The 26,312-nt window shown below is 69.3% G+C and carries 23 protein-coding genes; 12 read left to right on the plus strand and 11 right to left on the minus strand.

What is annotated here, in order from left to right; all coding sequences use genetic code 11:
* Positions 1-15: 15 nt before the first annotated feature.
* Complete coding sequence (locus L324_RS16670; RefSeq protein ID WP_037308616.1) at positions 16-1,944, plus strand: TNT domain-containing protein; 1,929 nt, start codon at positions 16-18, stop codon at positions 1,942-1,944.
* A 68-nt stretch (positions 1,945-2,012) separates the two neighbouring features.
* Here L324_RS16670 and L324_RS16675 read toward each other — a convergent pair whose 3' ends face one another.
* From L324_RS16675 to L324_RS16690, 4 genes are all read right to left on the minus strand, one after another.
* On the minus strand, positions 2,013-2,999 hold the full coding sequence (locus L324_RS16675; protein WP_037308619.1) for an LLM class flavin-dependent oxidoreductase: 987 nt from the start codon (positions 2,997-2,999) through the stop codon (positions 2,013-2,015).
* A 20-nt stretch (positions 3,000-3,019) separates the two neighbouring features.
* Positions 3,020-3,871, minus strand: a complete 852-nt coding sequence (locus tag L324_RS16680) for a class I SAM-dependent methyltransferase (protein WP_037308622.1) — start codon at positions 3,869-3,871, stop codon at positions 3,020-3,022.
* 16 nt (positions 3,872-3,887) lie between these two features.
* Positions 3,888-5,195, minus strand: a complete 1,308-nt coding sequence (locus L324_RS16685; RefSeq protein WP_037308626.1) for a sensor histidine kinase — start codon at positions 5,193-5,195, stop codon at positions 3,888-3,890.
* A 156-nt stretch (positions 5,196-5,351) separates the two neighbouring features.
* A complete protein-coding gene (locus tag L324_RS16690) occupies positions 5,352-6,773 on the minus strand; it encodes a CCA tRNA nucleotidyltransferase (protein WP_037308629.1) in 1,422 nt (473 codons plus the stop codon).
* Between the two features lie 160 nt (positions 6,774-6,933).
* On the opposite strand from L324_RS16690, the gene L324_RS16695 reads away from it, so the two are divergent.
* The 9 genes from L324_RS16695 to L324_RS16740 all read left to right on the plus strand — a co-directional run bounded on the left by L324_RS16695 (position 6,934) and on the right by L324_RS16740 (position 18,161).
* Positions 6,934-7,455 (plus strand): NUDIX hydrolase, encoded by a 522-nt coding sequence (locus L324_RS16695; RefSeq protein WP_037308632.1) that lies wholly within the window; start codon positions 6,934-6,936, stop codon positions 7,453-7,455.
* Positions 7,456-9,606: a DUF6049 family protein gene (locus L324_RS16700; protein WP_037308634.1), complete on the plus strand. Its 2,151-nt coding sequence runs from the start codon at positions 7,456-7,458 to the stop codon at positions 9,604-9,606. It begins immediately after the preceding gene.
* Between the two features lie 334 nt (positions 9,607-9,940).
* Positions 9,941-12,064, plus strand: coding sequence for a murein biosynthesis integral membrane protein MurJ (gene murJ, locus L324_RS16710; protein WP_037308639.1), 2,124 nt, complete (start codon positions 9,941-9,943; stop codon positions 12,062-12,064).
* A gap of 120 nt (positions 12,065-12,184) precedes the next feature.
* A complete protein-coding gene (locus tag L324_RS16715; protein WP_081736366.1) occupies positions 12,185-13,747 on the plus strand; it encodes a protein kinase family protein in 1,563 nt (520 codons plus the stop codon).
* Between the two features lie 31 nt (positions 13,748-13,778).
* Positions 13,779-14,438 (plus strand): RNA polymerase sigma factor SigM, encoded by a 660-nt coding sequence (gene sigM / locus L324_RS16720; RefSeq protein WP_037308644.1) that lies wholly within the window; start codon positions 13,779-13,781, stop codon positions 14,436-14,438.
* Positions 14,435-15,220, plus strand: coding sequence for an RsmA family anti-sigma factor (locus L324_RS16725; RefSeq protein ID WP_037308647.1), 786 nt, complete (start codon positions 14,435-14,437; stop codon positions 15,218-15,220). Before sigM ends, L324_RS16725 begins: the two co-directional genes overlap by 4 nt.
* 173 nt (positions 15,221-15,393) lie before the next feature.
* Positions 15,394-16,389, plus strand: a complete 996-nt coding sequence (gene trxB / locus L324_RS16730) for a thioredoxin-disulfide reductase (RefSeq protein ID WP_037308651.1) — start codon at positions 15,394-15,396, stop codon at positions 16,387-16,389.
* 38 nt (positions 16,390-16,427) lie between these two features.
* Positions 16,428-16,751, plus strand: coding sequence for a thioredoxin (trxA, locus tag L324_RS16735; RefSeq protein WP_037308654.1), 324 nt, complete (start codon positions 16,428-16,430; stop codon positions 16,749-16,751).
* Between the two features lie 261 nt (positions 16,752-17,012).
* A complete protein-coding gene (locus L324_RS16740) occupies positions 17,013-18,161 on the plus strand; it encodes an N-acetylmuramoyl-L-alanine amidase (RefSeq protein WP_037308657.1) in 1,149 nt (382 codons plus the stop codon).
* A gap of 331 nt (positions 18,162-18,492) precedes the next feature.
* On the opposite strand, the gene L324_RS16745 is transcribed toward L324_RS16740, so the two are convergent.
* Positions 18,493-19,137 carry a GNAT family N-acetyltransferase gene (locus L324_RS16745; RefSeq protein ID WP_152546880.1) on the minus strand — a complete coding sequence of 215 codons (645 nt, stop codon included), beginning with the start codon at positions 19,135-19,137 and terminating at the stop codon, positions 18,493-18,495.
* 196 nt (positions 19,138-19,333) lie between these two features.
* Between L324_RS16745 and L324_RS16750 the strand changes: the two genes are divergently transcribed.
* A complete protein-coding gene (locus tag L324_RS16750; protein WP_037308984.1) occupies positions 19,334-20,653 on the plus strand; it encodes an aminotransferase-like domain-containing protein in 1,320 nt (439 codons plus the stop codon).
* 34 nt (positions 20,654-20,687) lie between these two features.
* Positions 20,688-21,638 carry a D-alanine--D-alanine ligase family protein gene (locus tag L324_RS16755; protein ID WP_037308663.1) on the plus strand — a complete coding sequence of 317 codons (951 nt, stop codon included), beginning with the start codon at positions 20,688-20,690 and terminating at the stop codon, positions 21,636-21,638.
* Here the strand turns inward: L324_RS16755 and L324_RS16760 are convergent.
* From L324_RS16760 to L324_RS16785, 6 genes are all read right to left on the minus strand, one after another.
* Positions 21,591-22,073 carry a hypothetical protein gene (locus tag L324_RS16760; RefSeq protein WP_037308987.1) on the minus strand — a complete coding sequence of 161 codons (483 nt, stop codon included), beginning with the start codon at positions 22,071-22,073 and terminating at the stop codon, positions 21,591-21,593. The two genes, L324_RS16755 and L324_RS16760, sit on opposite strands and share 48 nt — an antisense overlap.
* The gene (locus L324_RS16765) at positions 22,070-22,741 is read right to left on the minus strand and encodes an HAD family hydrolase (RefSeq protein WP_037308666.1); all 672 of its coding nucleotides are present in this window, start codon (positions 22,739-22,741) and stop codon (positions 22,070-22,072) included. Before L324_RS16765 ends, L324_RS16760 begins: the two co-directional genes overlap by 4 nt.
* An 84-nt stretch (positions 22,742-22,825) precedes the next feature.
* Complete coding sequence (locus L324_RS16770; protein ID WP_037308669.1) at positions 22,826-23,842, minus strand: ParB/RepB/Spo0J family partition protein; 1,017 nt, start codon at positions 23,840-23,842, stop codon at positions 22,826-22,828.
* Positions 23,839-24,768 carry a ParA family protein gene (locus L324_RS16775; protein WP_037308673.1) on the minus strand — a complete coding sequence of 310 codons (930 nt, stop codon included), beginning with the start codon at positions 24,766-24,768 and terminating at the stop codon, positions 23,839-23,841. Before L324_RS16775 ends, L324_RS16770 begins: the two co-directional genes overlap by 4 nt.
* 63 nt (positions 24,769-24,831) lie before the next feature.
* A complete protein-coding gene (gene rsmG / locus L324_RS16780) occupies positions 24,832-25,512 on the minus strand; it encodes a 16S rRNA (guanine(527)-N(7))-methyltransferase RsmG (RefSeq protein ID WP_037308677.1) in 681 nt (226 codons plus the stop codon).
* Between the two features lie 234 nt (positions 25,513-25,746).
* Positions 25,747-26,304: a Jag family protein gene (locus tag L324_RS16785; protein WP_037308680.1), complete on the minus strand. Its 558-nt coding sequence runs from the start codon at positions 26,302-26,304 to the stop codon at positions 25,747-25,749.
* Positions 26,305-26,312 lie beyond the last annotated feature (8 nt).

Consider the following 26,312-nt stretch of genomic DNA (forward strand, 5'->3'; position numbering starts at 1 on the left):
GGGAGGGGACGACACGTGCGTTACCGGGTTCAAGCGGCGGAGCGGCCGGACGGCCTGTACGCCGTATGGGGGGACACCGTCTTCGGGGCCCAGCGGTCGACCGAAGACGGCACGCTGCTGCTCATCGCGCCGCCGGGGGAAGCGGCGCCCGAGGGGTTCGACCGCGAGTGGGAGGGCCGCGCCGCCCGGGTGGTGCTGAACGGCGAGGTCGGCGCGACCTTCAGCCTGCAGACGTACGGCCGGTTCGACGACGAGCACTTCCAGATCGCGCCGCGGACCGGCGGCGGCGAGCTGACCTTGCGCTGGGCGGGCGAGGACGCGGCCCGCGCCGCCGAACTGGGGCTGACGGACTTCTCGACCACGGCCGCGCCGTCGCGGCTGACGGCGTTGTGGCAGACCAGGCACGATTTCGTCGAGGCGCCCGGTGCCCGGCCGGAGAACGGCACGGGTGACCAGCCCGCGCTGCTGCGCGCCATCGGCCGGACGCTGCTGGGCGTACTGCCACCGGGCTGGCAGCGGGTCGGCGCCCAGTTCCGGCAGGTCGGCGACTACGCCGAACTCGAGGTCCGCTCGGTCGGCGACGAGGGCAACGGCCCGGTGTCGGTGTCTATCCCGGCCCCGCCGCGGCTCGGCTCGCTGTTCGCCCGGCTGCGCGCGGCGATGCACAACCCCGAGACCGGCACCTGGTTCCAGGGCACCTTCACGCTCGACTCGGAATCGCATTTCGACTTCGACTTCGACTCCGAACAGGAACCGACCTGGCGGATCCCGCCGAACGAGGGCGGGAAGCCGTCTCCGCGCGCGTACGCGGCCGAGCTGGCGATCTTCCCGCGCGACAAGGAGCACGTCCCGGCCTGGCTCTCGGCCAAGGCGGGCCTGCCGCTGGACGTCGTGTTCCGGCACGCGAAGGTCGTGGACGCGCACAACGAGGGCGAGCGACCGGTCGTCAACCGGCCGCCGGTGCCGCCGGACCAGGTCCGCGGCGTACTGGACTACCTCTTCCGCTCGCCCGTGGCGCTGACCCGGCCGGGTCCGCAGCCCGACATCTTCACCCCGAACGGCCCGCCGGACGTGCCGAACGCCTTCCACACCGACGGCGTCTGGATCTGGCCCGCGGCCGTCCCGCACTACCTGCGGAAGTACGGGGTGCCGCCGGAGCCGGAGCTGATCGAGCACATCCGGGCCGCCGGGTTCCGGCCGCCGCTGGTCGGCGAACTGGTGCGGGCGACAGCCGAAGCCGACATCGTCGGCAAGCCGCGGCCGCCGCAGACCGACGCGGATCTGCCGGACGAGAGCGTCCGCACCCGCGTCGAACGCGACGGCGAGCCGGGCCGCGACGTCCGGGCCGGTGAAGTGCTGGAGGTGCTGTACCAGCGGCTGGCCGAACACGGGGTCGCGCCGACGGCCTACCGGATCGGCGCGAACGCGGTACCGGAGCCGGGCGTGTGGACGCTGCGCCGCGCGGAGAACGGCTGGGAGGTCTCACGTCCGCCGACGGACGAGCCGGTGGCGTTCGCCAAGCTCGAAGAAGCGGCGCGGTTCTTCCTGGGCACCCTGCTGCTGTACCCGGCACGGGCCGCGGTGGGCGCGAACGAGGAGGCCGACAACCCGGCCGACTGGCCGATCCTGCCGCTGCGGGGCGAGCCGCCGCTGAACTTCTTCCGCCGCAAGCGGATCATCGTGCTGCCCGCGGGCAGCACCGTGCAGCGGTTCGGGAACGAGACGGGGAACCTCGTGCACGCCGAGCCGGCGCGGTTCGTGGAGACGTCGCTGGCCGCCGACCGCGAACGGGATCGCCGCCTCTACCGCGTCCAGCGGCCGCTGCGCGTGGTCACCGGGATCACCGCGCCGTGGAACGGGACGCCGGGCGGGGCCGTGGCCTACGTGCTGCCCCGGCCGATCGCCCAGCACCTCGAAACCGGCGCCCTTTCCCGCATCCAGTAGAACGCGTTCAGTCCTCTGGACGCGGGTGTCAGCGCGCGCACGGATCGCGTTTAGCGGGCTAAACGCGATCAGATCGCCTTGGCGACCAGTTCGTAGGATCTCGCCCGCAGGTCGGCGTCGTACACCGGTGTCGTGAGCATCAGCTCGTCGGCACCGGTGGCCGCGGCGAGGTTCTCCAGCGACCGCACCACCTTCTCCGGACCGCCGTGGGCCTGCGCGGCGGTGAACTCCGCGATCATCCCGGCCGTGTCCGGCGCGATCTCGTGGGCCGCCGCCTGCTCCATGGTCGGGAAGGCGAGGTCGCCGCCCTCGCCTTTGAGCAGGTACGACTTGATCACCGCGCACGGCCCGGCGATGTACGTCGCTTCGGCATCCGTATCCGCGCAGATGGTCTCGACCGCGAGGATCACGTACGGCTTCTCGCGCCACTGCGACGGCTTGAAGCTCTCCCGGTAGGTCTTCAGCACGTCGGCCGTGTTCTGCGGGCGGATGTGGTGCGCGACCGCGATCGGCAGGCCGAGTCCGGCCGCGAGCGACGCGCCGGCCGCGCTGGAACACAGCAGCCACGGTTCCGGTGTCGGCACCTCGCCGGGCAGCACGCGGATGCCGGTCTCCCCGGCCAGATGACGCAGCAGCTCGGCGACGTCGGCGCGGTACTCGTCGTCCGTCGCCGGATCCGCGCCCCGCCGCAGCGCTCGGATGATCTTCTCGTCGAATGTGCCGGGCCCCCGGCCGACGCCGAGGTCGATCCGGCCCGGATGCAGTGCCGAAAGCGTCGCGAACTGCTCGGCGATCGCGAGCGGGGCGTGATTCGGCGCCATCACCCCGCCGGAGCCGACGCGGATCGTCGAGGTCACCGCGGCCAGATGCGCCGCCAGCACCGGCGGCGACGCCGTCGCGATGGCGGGCGAGCCGTGGTGCTCGGCGATCCAGAGCCGGTGATACCCCAGTTCCTCCAGTTTCCCGGCGACGGAGGCCGTCGACGAGAGCACTTCGGTGGCCGCGCGACCGTCCTCGACGACGGCGAGTTCCAGCGCGGAAAGCAGAATCCCCATATCCCCCAAGGTAGCCAACCTCAGGACGCGGTGAGGAGAACGGCGGGAGACCACCAGTAGTCGGCCAGCGGTTCGATCCGGATGCCGGTGAAACCCGCTTCCTTGAGCTGCGAGGCCCAATCAGTGGCGGGCTGCTCCCAGTTCGTCCGGCCCTTCGCGGGATCGATCAGGCCGAGCAGGATCGGCAGCAGGAACCCCTGCGCCACCAGCGACGCGTCCTTGCCGTACTCCGAGATCCCCCGTTCGTAGCGGGTGACCAGCGAAAGCAAGTACTCGGCGGAGTCTTCGTCGTATTCGGGCACGTCGAATTCGGCGAGCACCAGACACGAGGTGCGGGGCCGGAGCGACCGCAGGACCTCGGTGCGTTCCTCGGTCGGGATCGACTGGAGCGCGAAGGTCGACTGCGTCAGCTGCCACGTCCGGTCGTCGTCGCGGGCGAGGAACTCCTGCGCGGTGGCGTCCCAGGTGTGCAGGCCGTGGGTGCCGTCGAGGTGCTTGCGCGTCTCGGCGAGCAGCGCGCTCGACGGCTCGACGAGGTCGATCCGGCCCGGCTGCCGGTCCGCCTGTTCGAGCGCGGGGACGACGGCGAGCCCGTCACCGCAGCCGAGGTCGAGCAGCGAACCGACGGTGCCGTAGCGCCGGGCGAGCATCGCGCTGAGCTTGCGGTAGAGCTGGACGTTGCCGCCACCGCGGATGAACGCGGTGAACGCGGCGGGCTGGTCGTAGACCGGGCCGCCCCCGCCGTCGTTCAGGTACCGGTGCAGTTCGGTGCCGAGCGTGGATCCGGCACGCCCGGCGAGGTCCGCCGCCTTGGCCTCGTCACCGTCGCGATACGCGGTGAGCGCCTCGGCCAGGACATCCGTTTTCTTCATGTTCTCCTGTTTACCGTCAGAACGGCACCCAAAGGGTGACTCTGGTGCCATTGCCCGGAGCCGACTCCACCCTGGCGGTCCCGCCGACCTCGTTCAGCCGGGCGGTGATGGACTCGCTGATGCCGAAACCGGCGGGCCGCGCGTCGAGGCTGAACCCGGCGCCGTGATCGCGGGTGATCACCGCGACGCCGCCTTCCTGTTCCTCGACGCGCACGACGACCTTGTCCGTCCCGGCGTGCTTGAGCGTGTTGCGCAGGGACTCGCGGACGGCGTCGCGGATGGCGATCTGACGGACCTCGGAGAGGGTGTCGTCGTCGAGTTCGGCGATCACGAGCTGGGCGCGCAGACCGTCGCGCGCCATCTCCGCCGCCAGCGACGCGAGCTTCTCGCCCAACGGCCGCGACCCGGCCTCCGACCGCTCCGAGGTCTCGTTCTCGATCGTCCGCCGCAGTTCCATCGACTGCGCCCGTGCCAGCCGCTGGACCTCGGCGAGCCGCTCGGCGGGATCGCCCTTGTCGGCCAGCGCGATCACTTCGAGGGTCTGCAGCACGGAGTCGTGCAGCACCCGGTGCTGCCGGGCGCGTTCGGCGAGCCTGCCGTTGCGGATGCCGTACGCGAGGGCGAGCCGGGTGCCGAGCCCGATCAGGACGAGGGCGCCGCTCGCGGTGAACAGGACGCCGAGGATCGCCGGGAAGGTGGCCATGGCGTCACCGGGCGCGGCGTGACCGGTGCCGAACAGGGACGCGAGCATCCGCACCGGGAAGCTGACGACCGCGAGCGCCGCGGCGGCGGGCATGCCCAGCGCCAGCGCCAGCAGCGCGACCTCGCCGAGCAGATGTTTGCCGGGCACCGCCATCGCCTCGGTGAACACCGAAGACGGCACCAGCGCCCCGACGGCCAGCGGCGCGAGCAGCGTGAACACGAGGTCGAGCGCCAGCAGCCGGGCCGCGTGCTGCGGGCGGAACGGCGCCGAGCGCAGCATCCACCGGATCCCGTACAGCGAAAGCCCGACCGAGCCGAGCGCCACCAGCCCGACCGGGCCGATCCCGATCATGCCGTGCGTGGAGACGTAGACACCGAACGCGCCGGGTACCGCGAAAAGCCGGTAGACCAGCGGGACGAGCGCCACGTAGCGGGCGGCCCTGAGCAGCAGGTTGTCGCGATGGGCGGTGTCGATGGGCCCGGACATCCGCTGGATCCGCCGGAGCGCGCGCATCGGTGTCGGATCGCCGACCTCGTCGGACAGCTCACTCGTCGCCGTCGCCAGCGCGGGCGCGCCACGACGCAGCAACGTCACCAGGAAACTGGGCGGCCGCTTCGCCATGGACTTTCCCCCTGCCCGTAGCACCGGCAGGAGTATCTCCGGTTACGCCACATGGATCCAGAGACCAACGGGGTTTATCTCAGCTGATGACGTGAAAATCCGTGACGAACACCGGTCCGATGGCGGTCTTCACCGTCGGCCCCATGGACCAGAACGTCAGCCGCCGATGCCGTTCTCGGCGGCCCACTTCTTCAGCTCGGCCACGGCGTCGTCGTGCTCCAGCGGACCGCGGTCGAGCCGCAGCTCCTTCAGGTACTTCCACGCCTTGCCGACGTCCGGCCCCGGCTTGAGGTCGAGGATCCGCATGATCTCCTCGCCGTTGAGGTCCGGCCGGACCCGGTCGAGGTCCTCCTGCGCCTGGATCGCCTCGATCCGCCGCTCGAGATCGTCGTAGGTCGCCTGCAGCGCCGCGGCCTTCTTCCGGTTGCGCGTGGTGCAGTCGGCGCGCACCAGTTTGTGCAGCCGGGGCAGCAGGTCACCGGCGTCGGTGACGTAACGCCGCACCGCCGAATCCGTCCATTCGCCCTTGCCGTACCCGTGGAACCGCAGGTGCAGGAACACGAGCTGGCTGACGTCCTGGACGATCTCCTTGGAGAACTTCAGGGCACGCAAACGCTTGCGAGCCATCTTCGCGCTGACGACCTCGTGGTGGTGGAAGCTCACGCCGCCGCCGGGCTGGAACTCGCGCGTCGCGGGTTTGCCGATGTCGTGCAGGAGCGCCGCGAGCCGCAGGATCAGATCCGGCTCCGACGTCGGTTCGTGCGAGGTCTCCAGGTCGATCGCCTGCTCGAGCACGGTGAGCGAGTGCTGGTAGACGTCCTTGTGCTGGTGGTGCTCGTCGATCGCGAGCCGCATCCCGGACACCTCGGGCACCACGCGGTCGGCGAGGCCGGTCTCGACCAGCAGCTCGATCCCGGGGCGCGGGTCGCCGGCGAGCAGCAGCTTCGACAGCTCGGCCTGGACGCGCTCGGCGGTGATCCGGTCGATCTCGTCGGCCATCGAGGTCATCGCGTCGATCACGCGGGGCGCCGCGGTGAACCCGAGCTGCGCGGAGAACCGCGCGGCCCGGAGCATGCGCAGCGGGTCGTCGGCGAAGGACTCCTGCGGGGTCGCGGGCGTGTCGAGCACCCGGTCCTGGAGCGCCTGGAGCCCGTCGTGCGGGTCGACGAAGGTCTGGTTCGCCAGGTCGATCGCCATCGCGTTGACCGTGAAGTCGCGGCGGAGCAGATCTCCCTCGATGCTGTCGCCGAAGGTGACCTCGGGATTGCGGCCGACGCGGTCGTAGCTGTCGGCGCGGAACGTGGTGATCTCCAGGGTCATGCCCTGTTTGGTCACGCCGACCGTGCCGAACGCGATACCGACGTCCCAGACCGCGTCCCCCCAGGCGCTGACGATCTTGAGCACCTGGTCCGGCCGCGCGTCGGTGGTGAAGTCGAGGTCGCTCGACAGCCTGCCGAGCATCATGTCGCGGACGCTCCCGCCGACCAGGTACAGGCGGTAACCCGCCTTGGCGAAGAGCTTCGCGAGTTCGTCCGCCAGCGGGGAGATGCGCATCAGCTCTGTCACGGCGTTCTGCATCGCAGTGCTCTTCCCCGCAATCGCCTGCCCGGCGACCACCTTGTTCACGACAATCCCACCACGATTTGGATGTACTTACCGAGACACTTACTACGACCCGACCCAACACGGGCACGGTGAGCCAGCGTACCCGTACCGCCGTTTGCTCTAGCATCGCAGCATGTCTGGATCAGCCGGCCGCTCCGGCGCTTCGAAGCCGGGCCGCCGGCGGAGGCGCAGGCGGGGCAGGCGGCTGACCACGGTCGACGAAACCTCCGCCGGCGGCCTGGTCGTCGACGCCGAACGGGCCAACGCCGCGCTGATCGGGCGGCTCGACAGGCACGGCAGACTGCTGTGGTCGCTGCCGAAGGGCCACATCGAGGACGGTGAGACGGTGGAGGAGACGGCGGTCCGCGAGGTCAAGGAGGAGACCGGCATCTCCGCGCAGGTCCTCGAACCCCTCGGCACCATCGACTACTGGTTCGTGGCCGAGCGACGCCGCGTGCACAAGACGGTGCACCATTTCATCCTGGAATCCACCGGTGGCGAACTTTCGGACGAGGATGTCGAGGTGACCGAGGTCGCCTGGGTGCCGCTCGCCGACCTGGAGACCACCCTCGCCTACTCCGACGAGCGCAAGCTGGTCCGGAAGGCCAAAGAACTCTTCGCGCAGCAACGCCCAGACCGCCGAGGGAGCACCTGAGTGAAGCGGCTTGCCGCCACTGTCCTGTCGATCCTGTTCCTCGCCCTGCCCGCGTTGTTCGGCGCGGTCGCGCAGGCGCAGGAACAGCCCCGGCTGCGCGTGGACCTCGACCAGCTGAACCCCCGCGTGGTCACCTCGACCTCGACATCGCTCGCCGTCACCGGCCGCGTCACCAACATCGGCGACCGGCGGATCAGCAAGCTGGGGGTCCGGCTCCAGCTGGGCACCCGGCTGCAGACCGAGCAGCAGATCGGCGACGTGCTGGCCGGCGGCAAGTTCAAGGACCTCTCGGCCACGGATTTCGTCGACCTCGGGCCGGACACCCTGGAGCCGGGCCAGAGCGCCGGGCTGAACCTGACCGTCCCGCTCGGCCAGACCGCCAAGCTGCAGTTCCCGCGTCCCGGGGTGTATCCGCTGCTGGTCAACGTCAACGGCACGCCGGACTTCGGCGGTCCGGAACGGCTCGCGGCGGTCAGCCTGCTGATGCCGGTGCTCGGCGTCCCCGGCAAGGCACCCGCGACGCGTCCGCCGTCCGCGCCGTCGACGAGCCTGCTGTGGCCGATCGCGAACAGCACGGTGCACGTCGTCTCGTCCCCGCTCGGCGGCCCGCTGACGCTGGCGGACGAACGACTGTCCGGGGAACTGAGCCCCGGTGGAAGGCTGGACTCGCTGGTCGCGGCGGCGCGGGCGGCCGAGGCCGACACGAAGGTCTCGTCGTCGCTGTGCCTGGCCATCGACCCCGATCTGGTCGCGACCGTGGACGGGATGACCCGCGGCTACCAGGTCGCCACCGGCGGCGGCCCCGTCCCCGGCAAGGGCGTCGACGCCGCGAAGAACTGGCTCGGCCAGCTGAAGGCGCTGGTCGCGGGCCGGTGCGTGGTCACCCTCCCGTTCGCCGACGCCGACCTCACCGCGCTGACGAAGGTCCGCGCCGGTGACGCCACCGACACCGCGCTCCTGACCAGCGCGATCGGCGGCGCGTCGACGATCAAGAACCTGCTCGGCATCCAGCCACAGGACGGCGTGCTCTGGCCCGGCGGCGCCCTCGACTCGCAGACCGTCGAAGCGATCGGCAAGGCGGGCGTCAAGACCTTGCTGACCGATTCGGGCAAGCTCCAGTCCGATGCCCCGCTTTCGGGCGGGGTCTCGATCGAGGGAACGAACCTGCGGGCGCAGCCGATCGACGCGCTGACCGCGTCCGCGCTGAACGGGTCGGGCACCACCCAGAACGGGCTCGGCGCGATCGCGTTCCGGGCCGGGCTCGGCGGGCAGGCCGCGGGCCAGGAGCGCTCGCGACTGCTGATCGCGCCGCCGCGGCACTGGGACCTGACCGGCGCCGAACTCACCACGTTCCTGGAGCGGATGGGTGACTTCTACGCCGCCGGGCTGGTCAAGGCGACGCCGCTGCCCGATCTGCTCGGCGAGAGCCCGTCCGGGACCGCCTCGGTCAACTACGAACCGAAGGATCTGACGGCCGCGACCAGCGGTGACGTCACCGCGAGGATGTCCCAGCTCGACAACGAGACGCTGGGCCTGTCGTCCGCGATGACGATGGATACGACCAAACGAGTGAATCCGGCCGACGTGATCGCCCCCGTCCGGCTCGCCCTCATCCGGGCCGCCTCGACGTCGTGGAGCGGCGCGGACGCCGGGGTCGTCACCGGCAACGCCCGCGGCGACCTCGAGGCGATCCGCAGTCAGGTGACCGTGGAACGGCCGAAGCAGACGATCGCGCTGGCCTCCGGCGCGTCGCCACTGCCGGTGTTCATCACCAACAGCCTGCCGGTGACCGTCAAGGCCCGTATCGCGCTGAAGAACAACGTGGGACTGCGCCCGACGGGCGACGTCCAGGAGCTGACGATCGTCGCCAACGGCGCCGCCAACCAGCTCATGCCGGTCGAGGCGCTGCGAGCGGGCCGGTTCAGCGTCGACGTGGCCTTGACCACCCCTGACGGCACCCGGCTCGGCTCCGACGCGCGGTTCGAGCTGACCTCGACGGAGTACGGCGCGATCACCATCATCATCACGCTGACGGCGGCCGGTGCGTTGCTGCTGCTCTCGTCCCGCCGGATCTACCGGAGGATCAAGGATTCGCGCGCCCATCGGGCGGAGGAAACCACCCCACGTGTGACCGAGGACGCACAGGTTTAAGTGTTTCCGGCCGTTCCCGATTACCCTGGGTCGAACGATGCCGCCGGGCATCACGAGTCGAGCACCGAGGATTGGGCGCACGTTGGAACGAGAGCCGGGTGTACCGCCCGAGCGTGCAGGCCGTCCCCGGCGCGAAGGTACACCGCACCCCGTCGAGCCCCCGCCCCGCCGCACCGAGGGTCCAGTACGCCGTCCGGAGCGTTCAGGACGCCCTGAGCGTCCTGAACGTGGAGAGCGCCGTCAGCCGCCTCCGCAGCAGCTCCCGCCGGAGCGCGCCGAGCGGCCGCGACGGGCGGTACCGCCGCCCTCCGTGCCGCCTCCTCCGCCGCAGCCGGTGGACGGGCGCCGCCCGCGCGTCGTCGGCCGCCCCGACGACGAGACACGGCGGCTGAGGCCACCGCAGAACCCGCCCCAGAAGCCCGCGCCGCCGCGGAAGGTCCCGCCGCCCGGCACGCCGCCGTCCCAGTCGACGCCGCCTCCGCCGACCCGGCGTCAGCAGGTGCCGCCGTCGCAGGGGGCGCCGCTGCCGCAGCCGTCCGCTCCGGTTCCGCCGCCCGGCACGCCCCCGCGCCGCCCGCCGACGGCGCCGCAGGCGCTCAACCAGACGCCGCCACCGCCTCATCGTGGCCGCCGTCAGCCGCCACCGGTCCGCCCGTGGCAGGTGGACCGGCGCGACGAACCCGACGCGACGCGGTTCATCCCGCGCACCCCCGGTGTCCCGATGGGGTCGCGCTGGCCGGTCGCCGACCCCGACGTCCTCCGCCCGTACGACCAGCTCGCCACGCAGGTCATGCCGGCGATCAAGGACGCGCCGCTGGTCAAACCGCGGCCGGGAGAGACCGGCGAGCAGGACGTCGCCGCGCCGCCGAAGGCGCCGTCGCTGGCGAAGTCCAGCGGCCGGATGGCGATCGCCTCGCTGATCAGCCGCATCACCGGCTTCGCGTGGAAGCTGCTGCTGGTCGCGGCCATCGGCGCCCAGGTCGAGAACGACTCGTTCAACGTCGCCAACACGATGCCGAACATCATCTTCGAGCTGCTGATGGGCGGGGTGCTGTCCAGCCTCGTGGTCCCGCTGCTCGTGCGGTCGCAGGACGACAAGGACGGCGGCGAGGCCTATACCCAGCGGCTGGTCACGGTGGCGGGCACGCTGCTCGTCGTCGGGACGACGATCGCGGTGTTCGCGGCGCCACTGATCACCAAGCTCTACGTCGACGACAACGGTGAGGCCAATCCCGAGCTGGTCACCGCGTTCGCCTACCTGCTGCTGCCGCAGATCTTCTTCTACGGCGTGTTCGCGCTGCTCTCGGCCGTGCTGAACGCGAAACACGTCTTCGGCCCGACGGCGTGGGCGCCGGTGATCAACAACCTGGTCGTCATCTTCACGATCCTCGTGGTGTGGGTCATGCCGGGGAACATCTCCACCGACCCGGTGTCGCTCACCGACCCGAAACTGCTGACGCTGGGCCTCGGCGTGACCGCGGGCATCGTGGCGCAGTCGGTGCTGCTGATCCCGCCGCTGCTGCGGTCCGGGTTCAAGTTCAAGTGGCGCTGGGGCATCGACAAGCGGATGAAGGAGTTCGGCGGGCTCGCGCTGTGGACCGTCGGCTACGTCGCCGTCAGCCAGATCGGCTACACGATCACGACCCGCGTCCTGACCAGCGGTTCGCAAGGCGGGGTGACCGCGTACAGCAACGCGTGGCTGCTCTTCCAGCTGCCGTACGGCGTCATCGGGGTCTCGCTGCTGACCGCGATCATGCCGAGGATGAGCCGCGCGGCGGCCGACGGCGACCACAAGAAGCTGATCGGCGACCTCTCCTACGCGTCACGCATCTCGACGGTGACGCTCCTGCCGATCTCCGCGGTGATGACCATCGTCGGCGGCTCGGTCGGCATCGCGCTGTTCACCCTGGGCAAGGGCACGGTCGAGAACGCGTCGCGGATGGGCGAGGCGCTGGCCATCTCCGCGTTCGCGCTGCTGCCGTACGCGCTGGTCATGCTGCAGATGCGGGTGTTCTACTCGATGAAGGACGCGCGGACGCCGGTGCTGATCATGATCGTGATGACCGTGGTCAAGGTGCCGCTGCTCTACCTGTGCCCCGTGCTGCTGTCGAAGGACAACATCGTGCTCGGCGTGATGATGGTCAACGGCCTCACGTTCGTCGTCGGCGCGATCCTCGGCCAGGTTTGGCTGTGGGTGACCCTCGGAAACCTCCGGAGCAAGCGGGTTCTCGGGGTGATCCTCTTCACGGTCGTCGCGAGCGTGCTCGGAGTCGGCGCGGCCTGGCTCGCCGGGCAGGTCGTGCCTGACTCGTTCGGGCCTACTTTCCAGGCCTGGGTGAAACTTGTCCTGCAGACGGTGGTCGGGATCGCGGTCTCGTTCGGCGTGCTCATGGCCCTCAAGGTCGAGGAATTGAAGCCCGCCACGGACAGGATCACCCGGTTGATCAAGCGCGGATAACGATTCACGCACGGATGGCGCGCGTTCACGCGTCGTATTCTGGGTACTCTCGAACAGGGAGCTACGCGGGAGAGTGCGGTGGATACGAGACGGAGCGAACAGGCAGGGGAGGCGAGCCAGGTGGGCATCCGGGCCCAAGGCGGGTCGCTGGCCCCTGGCCGGGTCGTCGGTGACGGCCGGTATCGCCTGCTCGCACAGTTCGGGGTGGACGAACGAGCCGCCGCGCATCTTTGGCGTGCCCGCGATGGGCAGCTGAAGCGGGATGTCGCGCTGACGCTGCTGGTCGGCGACCCGGCGGACGCGGAAGCCGCGAGGCTCGCGCGCCGGACGCTGGAACGCGCCGCGCACGCCTCGAAGTTCGGTCACGGCGGGGTCGCGCGCGTCCTCGACGTACTCAGTCTGGGCAGCGGCGTCACCTCGAGCGAAGGTCTGCTCGGTGTCGTCGTGGCGGAATGGACCAAGGGCAGCGACCTGGTCGATCTCGTGGCGCAGCGCCCGGTGGCGCCCGCGGCGGCGGCGCGGATGGTGCAGGCGCTGGCGGAAGCCGTCGACCACGCCCATCAGAACGGTCTCGTCCTCGGCCTCGATCATCCGCAGCGGCTGCGGCTCACCCCGGACGGCGCGCTGAAGCTCGCCTTCCCCGGTCCGCTGCCCGAAGCGACCCTTCGCGACGACGTCAAGGCGCTCGGCGCCGTCCTGTACCTGCTGCTGACCGGCCGCTGGGCCCTGCCTGGCGGTCCCGCCGCGATCCCGGCGGCGCCGCAAGCGCCGACCGGCCGGATCATCCCGCCGCGTTCGCTGGTCCCGACCGTGCCTGCCGAGCTGTCCTCGCTCGCCGTCCGCACCATCGAAGACGGCGGCCACGGCGGCATCCGGACCAGCGCGGCCATCCTGCGCGTGCTGGACCAGGTCGCCGAAGCCGAGGAACGCACCCAGCTGATCAAGGCCGTCGGCGAGGAATCGGCCGTCGCCGAAGCGGATGGCACGGTCTGGACTACCAAGAAGCCCGTCAAGGACGTCGCGCGGCGCAAGAAGCTCGCCTTCGGTGTGACCGTGCTGGTCGTCGCGACCGTGGTGATCCTGGCCTGGGGCGGGATGATGCTGATCAACCTGTTCCAGGGCGAATCGAAGTCCAGCGGCCCGAAGATCAACGTCGCCGCGTCTTCCTCCCAGGTCGCCCCGCCGCCTGGCGAACAGCCTCCGCCCGCTCAGCAACCGCCGCCTGCGGTTCCCGGTGTGGGTGCCGCGGTGAAGCCCTCCGCGGTCGCCGTGTTCAACCCGGGCAGCAGGGGCGACAGCCCCGGCCGTGCCAAGAACACGACCGACGGCGACCCGGGCACCTCGTGGAAGACCGACGAGTACGACAAGCAGTTCCCGGTGCTCAAGGACGGCGTCGGGCTGATCGTGACCTTCAAGGACCCGGTCAACCTGAGCCAGCTCAAGATCAACGCGGGCAGCCCCGGCTCGAAGGTCGAGATCCGCTCCGCCGACAAGAAGAACCCGAAGCTCGACGAGACCACCGTCGTCGCGACGGGGGAACTGGCGGCGGGTGAATCGACCATCGCGTTGCAGCAGCCGAAACAGGGTCAGTACTTCATCATCTGGATCACTCAGCTGGGTGAAGATGAGGACGGCAAGTTCATCACCGAGATCAAAGACCTGACCTTCCTGCCTGCGGGGTGACCTCGGACACCGGGTCAGTAGGCTCTCCCGGGTGACAGCTGCAGCTCCCACGGACGCGGATCTCATAGCGGCGCATGCCGCCGGTGATCCGCATGCGTTCAGTGAACTGGTCCAGCGACATCGAGACCGCATGTGGGCGGTGGCCCTGCGCACCGTGCGGGATCCGGAAGAAGCCGCGGACGCCCTGCAGGACGCGTTCATCTCCGCGTTCCGCGCAGCGGGCAATTTCCGAGCCGAATCGCAGGTCACGACGTGGTTGCACCGTATCGTCGTGAACGCCTGCCTCGACCGTATCCGGCGGGGGAAGGCCAGGCCGACCGTTCCGCTGCCCGAGACCGGGCAGTTCAACGAGCCCGCGTCGCCGCGTGACTCGATGTCGGAGCGCGAGACCAGCCTCGTGGTCAAGGAAGCCCTCGACCAGCTTCCCGAAGAGCAACGTGCCCCGATCGTGTTGGTGGACGTCGAGGGATACTCCGTCGCTGAGACGGCGAAGATGCTCGGGATCGCCGAGGGCACGGTCAAGAGCAGATGCGCCCGAGGTCGCGGAAAGCTCGCGAAGGTTCTCGGACATCTGCGGAACCCCGATGCGATTGCGAACGTCCCAACTCACGAAAGCAAACGAGAGCGCGCTACCCCGCAACGGGGTGCCAGGCGTCCTCAGGGCACGCCGGGTGACGGGGAGGGACGATGACAGACGAGAGCAGGGGGATCGGTGGGACCGTCGGTCCGCCGTGGTCTGTCGATGTGCTCGCCGACCTGCACGCAGGTGTGCTGGACGAGCGAGAGGCGGCCGAGCTGTGGCCGTTGGTGAACGCCGACCCCGAAGCACTGGCGATCATCGAAGCACTTGAAGCGACCACGGCCGACCTCGCGGACCTCGCGAACGAGCCGGTCGCACCCATGCCCGCGGAGTACGCGGCCCGGCTCGACGCGGCGCTGGCCGCCGAGATGCGGTCGTCGCCTGCGTTTCAAGGCCCACCTCAAGGGCAGCAGGCGCAGGTCGCCCCGGTGGTGGACCTCGCGGCCGCACGGCGGCGGCGGAACAAGCGGATCGGCTGGGGCGCCGGGATAGCGACCGTGGCCGCGGCGGCCATCGCCGCCGTCGCGATCGTCGTCCCCACCACGCAGCAGACGACACCGGGCGGCGTCGCGCAGCCACCGCCCGCACCCACCGGCCCTTCGGTCGGCGGAGACGGCGGCGGCGCCGAAGCCCTCGTCGGCAAGGCGATCGGCGTCCGTGACTTCGGCTCGTTGAAGACCGAGGAACGGCTCGATGCCTGTGTCGCGGCCGCCGGACTGGACCCCGACGTGCGCCCGGAAGGCATCCGGCCGGTGAACGTCGCGGGCAAGGACGGCGTGATGGTGATCTACACCACAGGCAAACTCGCCCAGTTCCGCATCGTCGCGTTCGGCGCCGACTGCGGACCGGGCAACCCGGCGATCCTCTTCGACAAGATCATCGGACAGAAGTAGCGGTTCAAGCGATAGCAAAGGTCCCCTGCTCCCCTGGCGTCCGCCGGAGGGAGCGGGGGACCTTTGCTATCGCCGTCGCAGGGCAGGAGAAGTAGCGCCGGTCACCCCGGGAACACCGGCCCCTACGATCGTGTTGAGCCTGGTGAACAGGTCACTACGAGCGGAGGTCACGGGTGGCTGCCGAGGAGATCAGGAACCTGATCGTCATTGGGTCGGGTCCTGCGGGGTACACCGCCGCTGTCTACGCGGCACGAGCGCAGCTCGAACCGTTGGTGTTCGAGGGCACTCAGTTCGGCGGTGCGTTGATGACGACGACGGAGGTCGAGAACTTTCCCGGCTTCCGCGAAGGCATCCAGGGCCCCGACCTCATGGAAGAAATGCGCGAGCAGGCGAAGCGTTTCGGCGCGGACCTGCGTCAGGAGGACGTCGAGTCCGTCGAGCTGACCGGAGACGTCAAGTACGTCTTCGCGAACGGCCAGCGCTACGCGGCCCGCGCGGTCGTGCTCTCGATGGGTGCCGCGGCCCGCTACCTGAACGTGCCGGGTGAGCAGGAACTGCTCGGCCGCGGTGTGTCGGCCTGTGCCACCTGCGACGGCTTCTTCTTCCGCGACCACGACATCGTGGTCGCCGGCGGCGGCGACTCCGCGATGGAGGAGGCGACCTTCCTGACGAAGTTCGCCAAGTCCGTCACGATCGTCCACCGCCGCGAAGAGTTCCGCGCCTCCAAGATCATGCTGGAGCGGGCCCGCGAGAACGAGAAGATCAAGTGGGCGCTCAACAAGCAGATCACCGCGGTCGAGGGTGAGGGCAAGGTCGAGGGCCTGAAGCTCAAGGACACGGTGACCGGCGAGGAGTCGAAGCTGGACGTGACCGGGTTCTTCGTCGCGATCGGCCACGACCCGCGCAGCGAACTGGTGCGCGGCCAGGTGGAACTCGACGAGGACGGCTACGTGCTCACCAAGGGCCGGACCTCGTACACGAACCTGCCCGGTGTGTTCGCGGCGGGCGACCTGGTCGACCGCACCTACCGGCAGGCGATCACCGCCGCGGGTTCGGGCTGCGCCGCCGCGATCGACGCGGAACGATGGCTGGCGGAACACGCCGGTGTCGAGGCCGCGCAGGAGACCCCCGAGCTGGTCGGCGGCGGCTACGGCGCCACCACCAACTGACTTTTCCAGCACCCGTTCACCACCCAGGAGGAGACACCATGACCAACACCGTGACGGTGACCGACAAAACGTTCGTCGACGACGTGCTGACGAGCGAGAAGCCCGTCCTGGTCGACTTCTGGGCGACCTGGTGCGGTCCGTGCAAGATGGTCGCCCCGGTGCTCGAGGAGATCGCGGCGGAGAACGGCGAAAAGCTGACCATCGCGAAGCTCGACATCGACGCCAACCCGAACACTGCGCGTGACTACCAGGTGATGTCGATCCCGACGCTGATCCTGTTCCAGGGCGGCAAGCCGGTGAAGCAGATCGTCGGCGCCAAGCCGAAGGCCGCGCTGCTGTCGGACCTCGCCGACGTCCTCTGATCTCGCGTTTCACCTGGCGAAACCCGGGGCCTGCCCAGGCTCCGGGTTTCGTCGTTCTCCGGGGCGGGTACTTCAGGTCGTCACGGGAACGTGATCATGCTGCCCGGACGGGTTTCACGAACGGGGACTTGACGCACCGACCGGGCCTCCGCGCTCACCGAGAGTTCACAGGGCACAATAGAGCACCGGGGTTCGCCCCGCAGAGTTTTCACGTCGCGCATCGAGCTCGATTCGGTGCCCCAAGGGAAGAGCGAGGAGTGCATGCGGGTACTCCGCCGCGGTGACGCCGGGCCGGACGTCGCCGAGATCAGGTCCACGCTTGCGGCGATGGAGCTGCTTCCGCCGGTGACCGAATCCGGGGAGTACGAGCTCTTCGACACGGCCATGGAACACGCCGTCCGGGCGTTCCAGCAGCGTCGTGGGCTGATCACCGACGGCCTGGTGGGCCCGGCGACCTATCAAGCGCTCCGTGGCGCCAGCTTCCACCTCGGCAGCAGGCCGCTGGCCTACATGTTCGCGGCCCCGGTGCACGGCGACGACGTCTTCGCCCTCCAGGAGCGGCTGACCGAACTCGGCTTCGACGCCGGCCGCCCGGACGGGCACTTCGGCGCGCAGACCGAACGCGCGCTCAAGACCTTCCAGCGCGACATGCGCCTGGTCGCCGACGGTATCTGCGGTCCGGCCACCATCCGCGAACTGCACCGGCTCTCCTCGCCGCGCGCCCGCGGCGGCCGCCCGGTCTTCCTGCGCGAGCAGGAGCAGGTCCGCCAGGCCGGCCCCCGGCTGCGCGGCAAGCGCATCGTGATCGACCCGGGCCACGGCGGGGAAGACCTCGGCGTCGTCGCCGGCGGCCTGCGTGAAGCGGACATCGCCTGGGACCTGGCGCGACGGCTCGAAGGCCGGATGAAGGCCACGGGCATGGAGGCGCTGATCTCGCGCGGCCCGAACCAGAGCCCCAGCGAGGGTGAGCGCGCGAAGTTCGCCAACGAGGCGGGCGCCGACCTGTTCCTTTCGCTGCACAACGACAGGAACCCCTCGCCCAAGGCGCAGGGGGTCGCGAGCTTCCACTTCGGCACCGGCAACGGCACCACGTCGACCGTCGGTGAGCTGTTGGCGGGCTTCATCCAGCGTGAGCTGGCCGCCCGGACCGGCATGCTCGACTGCCGCACGCACTACAAGACCTGGGAGATCTTCACCCGCACCCGCTGCCCCGCGGTGCGGATCGAGATCGGCTACCTGACCAACCCGGAGGACAGCGCCAAACTCGCCGACCCGGCTTTCCGCGACGTCGTCGCCGAAGGCATCCTGGTCGCCGTGAAGCGCCTGTACCTCCTCGGCGAAGGGGACCAGCCGACCGGCACGTTCACCTTCGCGGACGTCCTGGCCCACGAACTCGCCAAAGCGGAGTAGCCAGTCCTCCACACCCGCACGCGGGCGCACACCCCTCTGCCGACGCTCTCGGCACAACCGGTTGTGTGCCGCCTCCCGCCCTCACGCCACCCCTAGATCCACCAGCGCGCAGCCCCCGCCCTTCCCGGGGGGCGTCCCCAGGTCCAGCCTACCCATCCACAGATTTTCCACCGCTCCTATCAGCGATCTGTGGATAACTCGGCGGGTTACCCACAGCTGTCCCCAAGGCGGGGGATGGCCGCTGCGCGTACCCGCAGAGTCTGATACAGCGACCTCCGAGAGGCCGCGATGAGCCACACATCCAGGTTCGCGGATGGGGGCTTGAAGAAGTTCAGGCGCGACCGAGGCTCGGCTCGGCGGTCGTGATGGAGACCTGGCCGAGCAGCCGTTCGAGGGCCGCCTCCACGTCTTCCTTCCACGAGATCGCCGACCGCAGTTCCAGCCGCAGCCGCGGCCAGCGCGGATGAGGCCGCACGGTCTTGAAGCCGACGCTCTGCAGGAACGCGGCGGGCAGCACGCAGCTGTGCCCACCGTCCGGATCGGTCTCTTCGGGCTTGGCGTCACCGAAGGCTTCGATCGCGCGGACACCGCGTTTGGTCAGATCCTTCGCCACGGCCTGCACCAGCATCCGGCCGAGCCCACCGCCCTGGAATTCGGGTAGGACCTGGAAGGCGGTCAGCAGCACCGCGTCCGGTCCGGGCGGTGAGGTCGGGAAGGCCAGCGAGCGCGGCACGGCGTTCGGCGGCGCGTAGAGCACGAAGCCGACGGGCAGGGTGTCGCTGTAGACGATCCGGCCGCAGGAGCCCCATTCCAGCAGCACGCTGGAGACCCAGGCTTCCTTTTCGACCTCTGTCGCGCCGTATTCCTCGGCCTGCGCCTTCAAATGCGGCGCCAGCTCCCAGTACACGCAGCGGCGGCAGCTCTTGGGCAGATGCTCGAGGTTGTCCAGGGTTACGCCCACGACGCGACGCGACACCGGCAAACCTCCCTGAAACGACAACACCCGACTCAGCCCTGTCCCGAGCAGGGCTCGCCGAAGGGGTCCTGACCGAGGATAGGCCGATGTGATGAACACCGGAAGGCCAGGGCCCCACAAGGGAGGGTGGTTACACTCGATGGAACTACCAGTCGGTAGCGACTATGTCCACTTCGAAGCACGGGTGAAGCGCCTGATGACCGAGAATCGCCCTGTCCGGCCGGAGCCCGGCCGCCACAACCTCGACCCTCATCTCGACCGCTACGCCGCGCGTACGGCAGGGATGACTGCTTCCGAGATCAGGGCGTTGTTCGCGGTGGCCAGTCGCCCCGAAGTGGTATCGCTCGCCGGCGGGATGCCGAACCTCGCCGCGCTCCCGTTGGACACGCTGTCCGCGCAGGTCGGCGAACTCATCACCGAAGAAGGCCTGGTCGCGCTCCAGTACGGCTCCGCGCACGGTGTCCCCGCGCTGCGCGAGCAGATCTGCGAAATCATGGCCCTCGAAGGCATCAAGGCCCACCCGGACGACGTCGTCGTGACGGTCGGCTCCCAGATGGGGCTCGACATGGTCACCCGGCTGTTCTGCGATCCGGGAGACGTCATCATCGCCGAGGGACCGTCGTACGTCGGCGCGCTCGGCTCTTTCGCCGCGTACCAGGCGGACGTCGTCCACGTCGCGATGGACGACCACGGCCTGGTCCCCGAGGGGCTGCGCGCCGCGCTCGCGGAGACCAGGAAAGCCGGCCGCCGCGTCAAATTCCTCTACACGATCCCCAACTTCCACAACCCCGGCGGCGTCACGCTGGCCGTCGAGCGGCGTGCGGAGATCGTGGAGATCTGCCGCGAGAACGACATCCTCATCGTCGAGGACAACCCGTACGGTCTGCTCGGCTTCAGCGGCCAGACGTATCCGGCGCTCCGCTCGATCGACCCCGACAATGTCGTCTACCTGGGCTCTTTTTCCAAGACCTTCGCCTCCGGCCTGCGGGTCGGCTGGGTGCTCGCACCGCACGCCGTCCGGGAGAAGCTCGTGCTCGCGGCCGAGTCCGCGACACTTTGTCCGCCGACGCTTAACCAGTTGATCGTGTCGCGATACCTCTCGACTCATGACTGGATGGGTCAGATCAAGACCTTCCGCGAGAACTACCGGGAACGGCGGGACGCGATCCTGTCCGCGCTCGAGCAGCACATGCCCACCGGATGCAGCTGGACCAAACCCGACGGCGGCTTTTACGTCTGGATGACCGTCCCCGAAGGCGTCGACACGAAGGCGATGCTGCCGCGAGCCGTCACGGCCCGGGTCGCCTACGCGTCCGGAACCGGGTTCTACGCCGACGGTTTCGGCAGCAGACAGCTTCGTCTTTCCTACTGTTACCCGACGCCCGAGCGGATCCGCGAAGGCGTCCGGCGGCTCGCCGCGGTGCTCGAGTCCGAAATGGACCTTGCGCGTACCTTCGGTAACGCGAGCCCACGCTCGATCTCGGGGCCGCAAAACCCCTCTCCGGACACGGTCTGATCGACCGGACGTCCCCAAGCACGAAGGAGTCTCGGTGGTCGACCGCACCGTTGCCGTACTCGCAGGTGGCCTTTCCCACGAACGCGACGTCTCTCTCCGCTCCGGGCGCCGGCTCTCGGTCGCGTTGCGGGCGGAAGGTCTCGTCGTCGAGGAGTGGGACACCGACGCGGGTCTGCTCGAACGTCTTCGCACCCAGCGGCCCGACGCGGCCATCGTCGCCCTTCACGGTGGTGAGGGGGAGAACGGCGCGGTGCAGACGGTGCTGGAGATGCTCGACGTGCCTTACGTCGGCACCAGTTCGCGGGGTTGTCGCCGCGCGTGGGACAAGCCGACGGCCAAGGCGCTCGTCGCCGACGCCGGTTTCACCACGCCGGACTGGGTGGTGCTGCCGCACAGCACCTTCCGCGAACTCGGCGCGCAGGCCGTGCTGGACTCGATGGTCGACACGCTGGGCCTGCCCATGATCCTGAAGCCCGACCAAGGGGGATCGGCGCTGGGCGCCCAGGTCGTCAAGGACGCCGCGGAGATGCCCGGCGCGATGGTCGGCTGCTTCGCATACGGCGACACCGTCCTCGCCGAGAAGTTCGTTTCCGGCGTCGAGGTGGCCGTGACGGTCATCGAAGGCGACGAGGGACCCGAGGCCCTGCCCGCGGTCGAGATCGTGCCGGAGAGCGGCGTGTACGACTACACCGCCCGCTACACCGCCGGGCTGACCGATTTCTTCACTCCCGCGCGAATTCCCGACGAAGCCGCCAAGGCGGTCGGGGAACTCGCCGTCGCTGTGCACCGGCAACTCGGCCTTCGCGACATCTCCCGGACCGACGCCGTGATCACCGAGGACGGCACGGTCCACTTCCTCGCGGTGAACCCCTCGCCGGGTCTCACCGAGACGTCGATCGTCCCGGTGGCGATCGAGGCGGCCGGTGCCACCCTCGGATCAGTCTTCGCCGGGCTGGTGGGACGGGCGATCGCCCGCAAGAGCTGACCCGGACTCGACGAAGGGGACTTGCCCGGCAGGGGCGAGTCCCCTTTTCCGTTTCCCGGCCACGACGACGACCTGATACTCGTCCTCGTAGACGATCACTCCCGGGTCCGCCGACCAGACCGTCTCGCACGGGATCCCATGGGTCTCGAGAATCGACAGATAGCCGTCGACTCGCTCGATGAAGACCTGAGCGGTCGCCTTGAACCACGCCGCGGCGCCGGGGTTCACGTCCACGTCGTAGACGCTTGGATCGGTATGCGCCGGATTGATGAAGTTCGCGTCGTACCAGTCGTTGTTCGCGCGGCGGAAGGCTTCCTGCTCGGCGGTGAGCCGTCCGGCCTTGGCGAGGCCGTTGACGAGACCGAAGACGCCGGTGAAGGTTCCTCGCTCATTCCGAGTCGGGCTCTGAAAGCGGACGAAGGGAAGACCGGTCATCGACGGGGCCATCCGCGCACCCACGACAGCAGCTCTTCGTCTCGCAGCGAGCCGATCACGACATCAGCGGGGAAGTCTTGTTGCTTCAACGTAGGGACACCGACGACGGGAACGCCGGCCGACCGCGCCGACCGGAGACCGGTCATCGAGTCCTCGAACGCCAGCGCGTCGGCAGGCTCAACGTTCAAGAGACCACAAGCGGTCAGGTACATCTCCGGATCCGGCTTCGGCGCGGCCACCTCGTCAGCCGCCAGTTTCACGGGAAACATCGCCGAAAGCCCGCCGCGATCGAGTGCGGCCTCCAGCAGCGCACGGGGCGAGTTGCTCGCGACAGCGACCGGAACGGCGGCGGCGGTCAGCTCGACCAATTCACGCGCGCCGGGCATCGCCTCCGCTTTCGCGGTGACGACCTCGGTCACCAACCTCAGCAACTCGTCCGCGATCTCGGCACCGCCATCCGGTTCTCCGAAGGCTTCCGCCATCGCGTCGGCCGCGGCCGGTAGCGACTTGCCGATCACCGACGCCTTCTCGACCGGACCGAAGGGCAGACCTCGCCGCGCGAACAGCTCGGTCTCGGCGACCGACCAACACGGCTCGGTGTCCATGAGCAATCCGTCGCAGTCGAAGATGACCGCGCGTGGATTTCGACCGCCGAAGAGTCCCTGCATACTTGCCCCCAGTTCAAGCACTCAGCGTCATCCACTGCCAGCAATCAGCTATCGTCACCGTGACAAAACGACCCGGTGTGATCCCTAATCGGTTTTCGGTGTCTGATTTGCCTGATTTTGATCCATCAGCGCGACGATGCGTTCAAGATCGTCCACGGACCCGAATTCGAGGGTGATCCGGCCCTTCCGGCGCCCGAGGTCGACCTTCACCCGGGTGTCGAACCGGTCCGAGAGCCGGTTCGCCAGTTCCTGGAGACCGGGTGCCTGGATCGGCTTGCGGGGAGCGGGCTTCGGCTTGGCCGGCTTCTCGCTCTTCTTGAGCGTGACGGCTTCCTCGGTCGCCCGCACCGACATACCCTCCGCGACGATCCGCGCGGCCAGCTCTTCCTGACTGTCGGCGTCCTCAAGAGAGAGCAGCGCCCGCGCGTGCCCCGCCGAAAGCACCCCGGCGGCGACCCGCCGCTGGACCGCGAGGGGGAGTTTGAGCAAGCGGATCGTGTTCGTGATGACCGGGCGGCTGCGCCCGATCCGGCCGGCCAGCTCCTCGTGGGTGACCGCGAATTCGTCGAGCAGCTGCTGATACGCGGCCGCCTCTTCGAGCGGGTTGAGCTGAACGCGGTGGATGTTCTCGAGCAGCGCGTCGCGCAGCATCGCCTCGTCGGCGGTCTGGCGGACGATCGCCGGGATCGCCTCCAGCTCGGCCAGCTGGGACGCGCGCAGCCGCCGCTCGCCCATGACGAGTTCGTACTCGTCGGGTCCGAGTTCCCGGACCACGATGGGCTGCATGAGCCCGAACTCGCGGATCGAGTGCTCCAGCTCGTTGAGCGCGTCCTCGTCGAAGACCTGCCGCGGCTGCTTCGGGTTCGGCTTGATCTGGCTGACCGGCACCTCGCGGTAGACCGCCCCGGCCACCGCGCCGCCGTGCGAGCCGGCCGCGCCGTTGGCCGCGAACCAGCCCTTGTCATCCGGTCCCGACGGCCCGGACGGAGGAGCGGGGACCGCCGCCGAGCCGTTCTCGGCCGGGGCCGCGGCACCCGGTGGCGGGCCGGTGGGGATCAGGGCGGCGAGCCCGCGCCCGAGCCCCCCTCTGCGCTCGCTCATGCCGTACCGCTCCTTTCCTTCATCTCCGCCCCACGTTGGGCGATCTCCTTCGCGGCGTCCACGTAGCTCATCGCACCCCGCGAACCCGGGTCGTAAGCGAGGACCGTCTGCCCGTATCCGGGCGCCTCGGAGACCTTCACACTGCGCGGGATCACCGTCTTGAGAACAGTGTCCCCGAAGTGGTTCCGGACCTCGTTGGTCACCTGATCGGCCAGCTTCGTCCGGCCGTCGTACATGGTGAGCAGAATCGTGGAGACGCTGAGTTCGCGGTTCAGGTGCTTCTGGACGAGCTCGATGTTGCTCAGCAGCTGCCCCAGACCTTCGAGTGCGTAGTACTCGCACTGGATCGGGATCAGGACCTCCTGCGCGGCGACCATCGCGTTGACGGTGAGCAGGCCGAGCGACGGCGGGCAGTCGATGAAGACGTAGTCGACGCCGATCTCGTCGAGGATCTCGGACGAGAGCGCCTCCTTGAGCCGCATCTCTCGGGACGCCATGGAGACGAGTTCGATCTCGGCACCGGCGAGATCGATGGTCGCGGGCACGCAGTAGAGGTTCGACGACTGCTCGCTCTGCGCCGCCGCTTCGGCCAGCGACACCTCACCGATCAGCACCTCGTAGATCGACGGCGTGCCGGAACGGTGGTCGATGTCGAGCGCGGTGCTCGCGTTGCCCTGAGGGTCGAGGTCGATCACGAGCGTCTTGAGCCCGTGGACGGCCAGGGCGGCGGCGAGGTTCACCGTGCTCGTCGTCTTGCCGACGCCGCCCTTCTGGTTGGCGACGGTCAGCACGCGCCGACGACTCGGTCGCGGGAGGGCACCTTCCTTGGGGTGCAGCACGCTGGCGGCTCGGACGGCTTCCTCGGCGATGGGCGTCCAGCCGAGTTCATGGCCGGCGGTCGCCGGGTCGGACGGTGGGGGAGTCACCGGTCTCGGACCTCCTCTGTAGTGGACGTGGGAGTCGTTCTGCGTTGTTTCACGTGGAACGGACTAGCTGCGCCTGCCGCGCGGCCGAGACGGTTTCGGAGGCAGGCGGTGGATCACGACGACCGTGCTGGGGACCTCAAGTACCTTCGCACCGCACTCGAAGACCTCCGGCTCGCCACCGCCGGCCTTTCGGACGGCGACGCGATCGCGTTCGATTTCTTCTCCAGCGCTCGCTCCTTTGAGGGCGACCAGAGCACCTTGGGCACGTACGAGCGGAAGGCACCAGCCGGCGAGCCGGGCCAAGGGGGCGACCGCCCGGGCGGTGACGACATCCGCGCCACCGAGTTCCTCGCGCACCTGCCGCTCCTCCGCGCGCCCGCGGACAACGGTGATGGGGAGTTCCAGCTTCTCGGCAACCTCGGCCAGCCAGTCGACCCGGCGGGCCATCGGTTCGAGCAGAACGATATCGAGGTCCGGTCGGCTGATCGCGAGCGGCACACCCGGAAGCCCCGCACCCGATCCGACGTCGACCACGCGGGCACCCTCGGGGATCCGTTCGCCGATCACGGCGGAGTTCAAGACGTGCCGTTCCCAAAGCCGGTCGACCTCACGGGGGCCGATGAGTCCACGCTCGACGCCGTGGCGCTCCAGGAGTTCGACGTAGCCGGCGGCTTGCTCGACGCGGTCTCCGAACACCTCTGACGCCGCGGTCCGTACCGATGCGGCGACCCCGTCCAAGCCCACTCTCTCTCCTCAACCTCGACGCCGTTTCACGTGAAACGCGCTCCATTGATTGTCCATGACGCCGACCGCAAAACGGGGAGCCAGACCGAAGTTGTGGACAACTCCACTCGACTCACGCGTTTCACGTGAAACGCCATGCGTGTAATTCGCTCCAGCGACCCCCGTGGAGCGACCCCTATATATAAGGAAGCGGCCCGCCGGATGACCGGCGGGCCGCTTCGGGCAGAGAATCCGTCAGGCGGGGAAGATGACGACCCGGCGCTTCGGGTCCTCTCCTTCGCTCTCGCTCTTGACCCCGTCGACAGCGGCGACCGCGTCGTGCACGACCTTCCGCTCGAACGGGCTCATCGGCTGCAGCCGGACACGCTCACCGGACGAGACCACGGTCTCCGCGGTCGAGCGACCGAGCTCGCGAAGCTCCTCGCGACGGTCCGCACGCCAGCCCGCGATGTCCAGCATCAGACGGCTCCGCGAGCCGGTCTCCTGCTGCACCGCCAGCCGCGTCAGCTCCTGCAGCGCTTCGAGCACCGTGCCGCGCGGGCCGACGAGCTTCTCCAGATCCTCGCCACCGTCGATGCTGACGATCGCCCGGCCCGCCTCGACATCGAGATCGATGTCGCCGTCGTAGTCCAGAAGGTCGAGCAGGCGCTCGAGGTAGTCGCCGGCGATGTCGCCCTCCTTCACGAGGACGTCGTCGTCGACACCTCCCTTGCGACCGGTCTCTTCAGCGGCGTCCTCAACGTCGGCCGCGCTGTTCTCCTCGGCGTCGATCGTGTCGATCGTGTCCGCCATTCTTAGTC

The organism is Amycolatopsis orientalis DSM 40040 = KCTC 9412, assembly GCF_000478275.1.
Taxonomy (GTDB): Bacteria; Actinomycetota; Actinomycetes; order Mycobacteriales; family Pseudonocardiaceae; genus Amycolatopsis; species Amycolatopsis orientalis.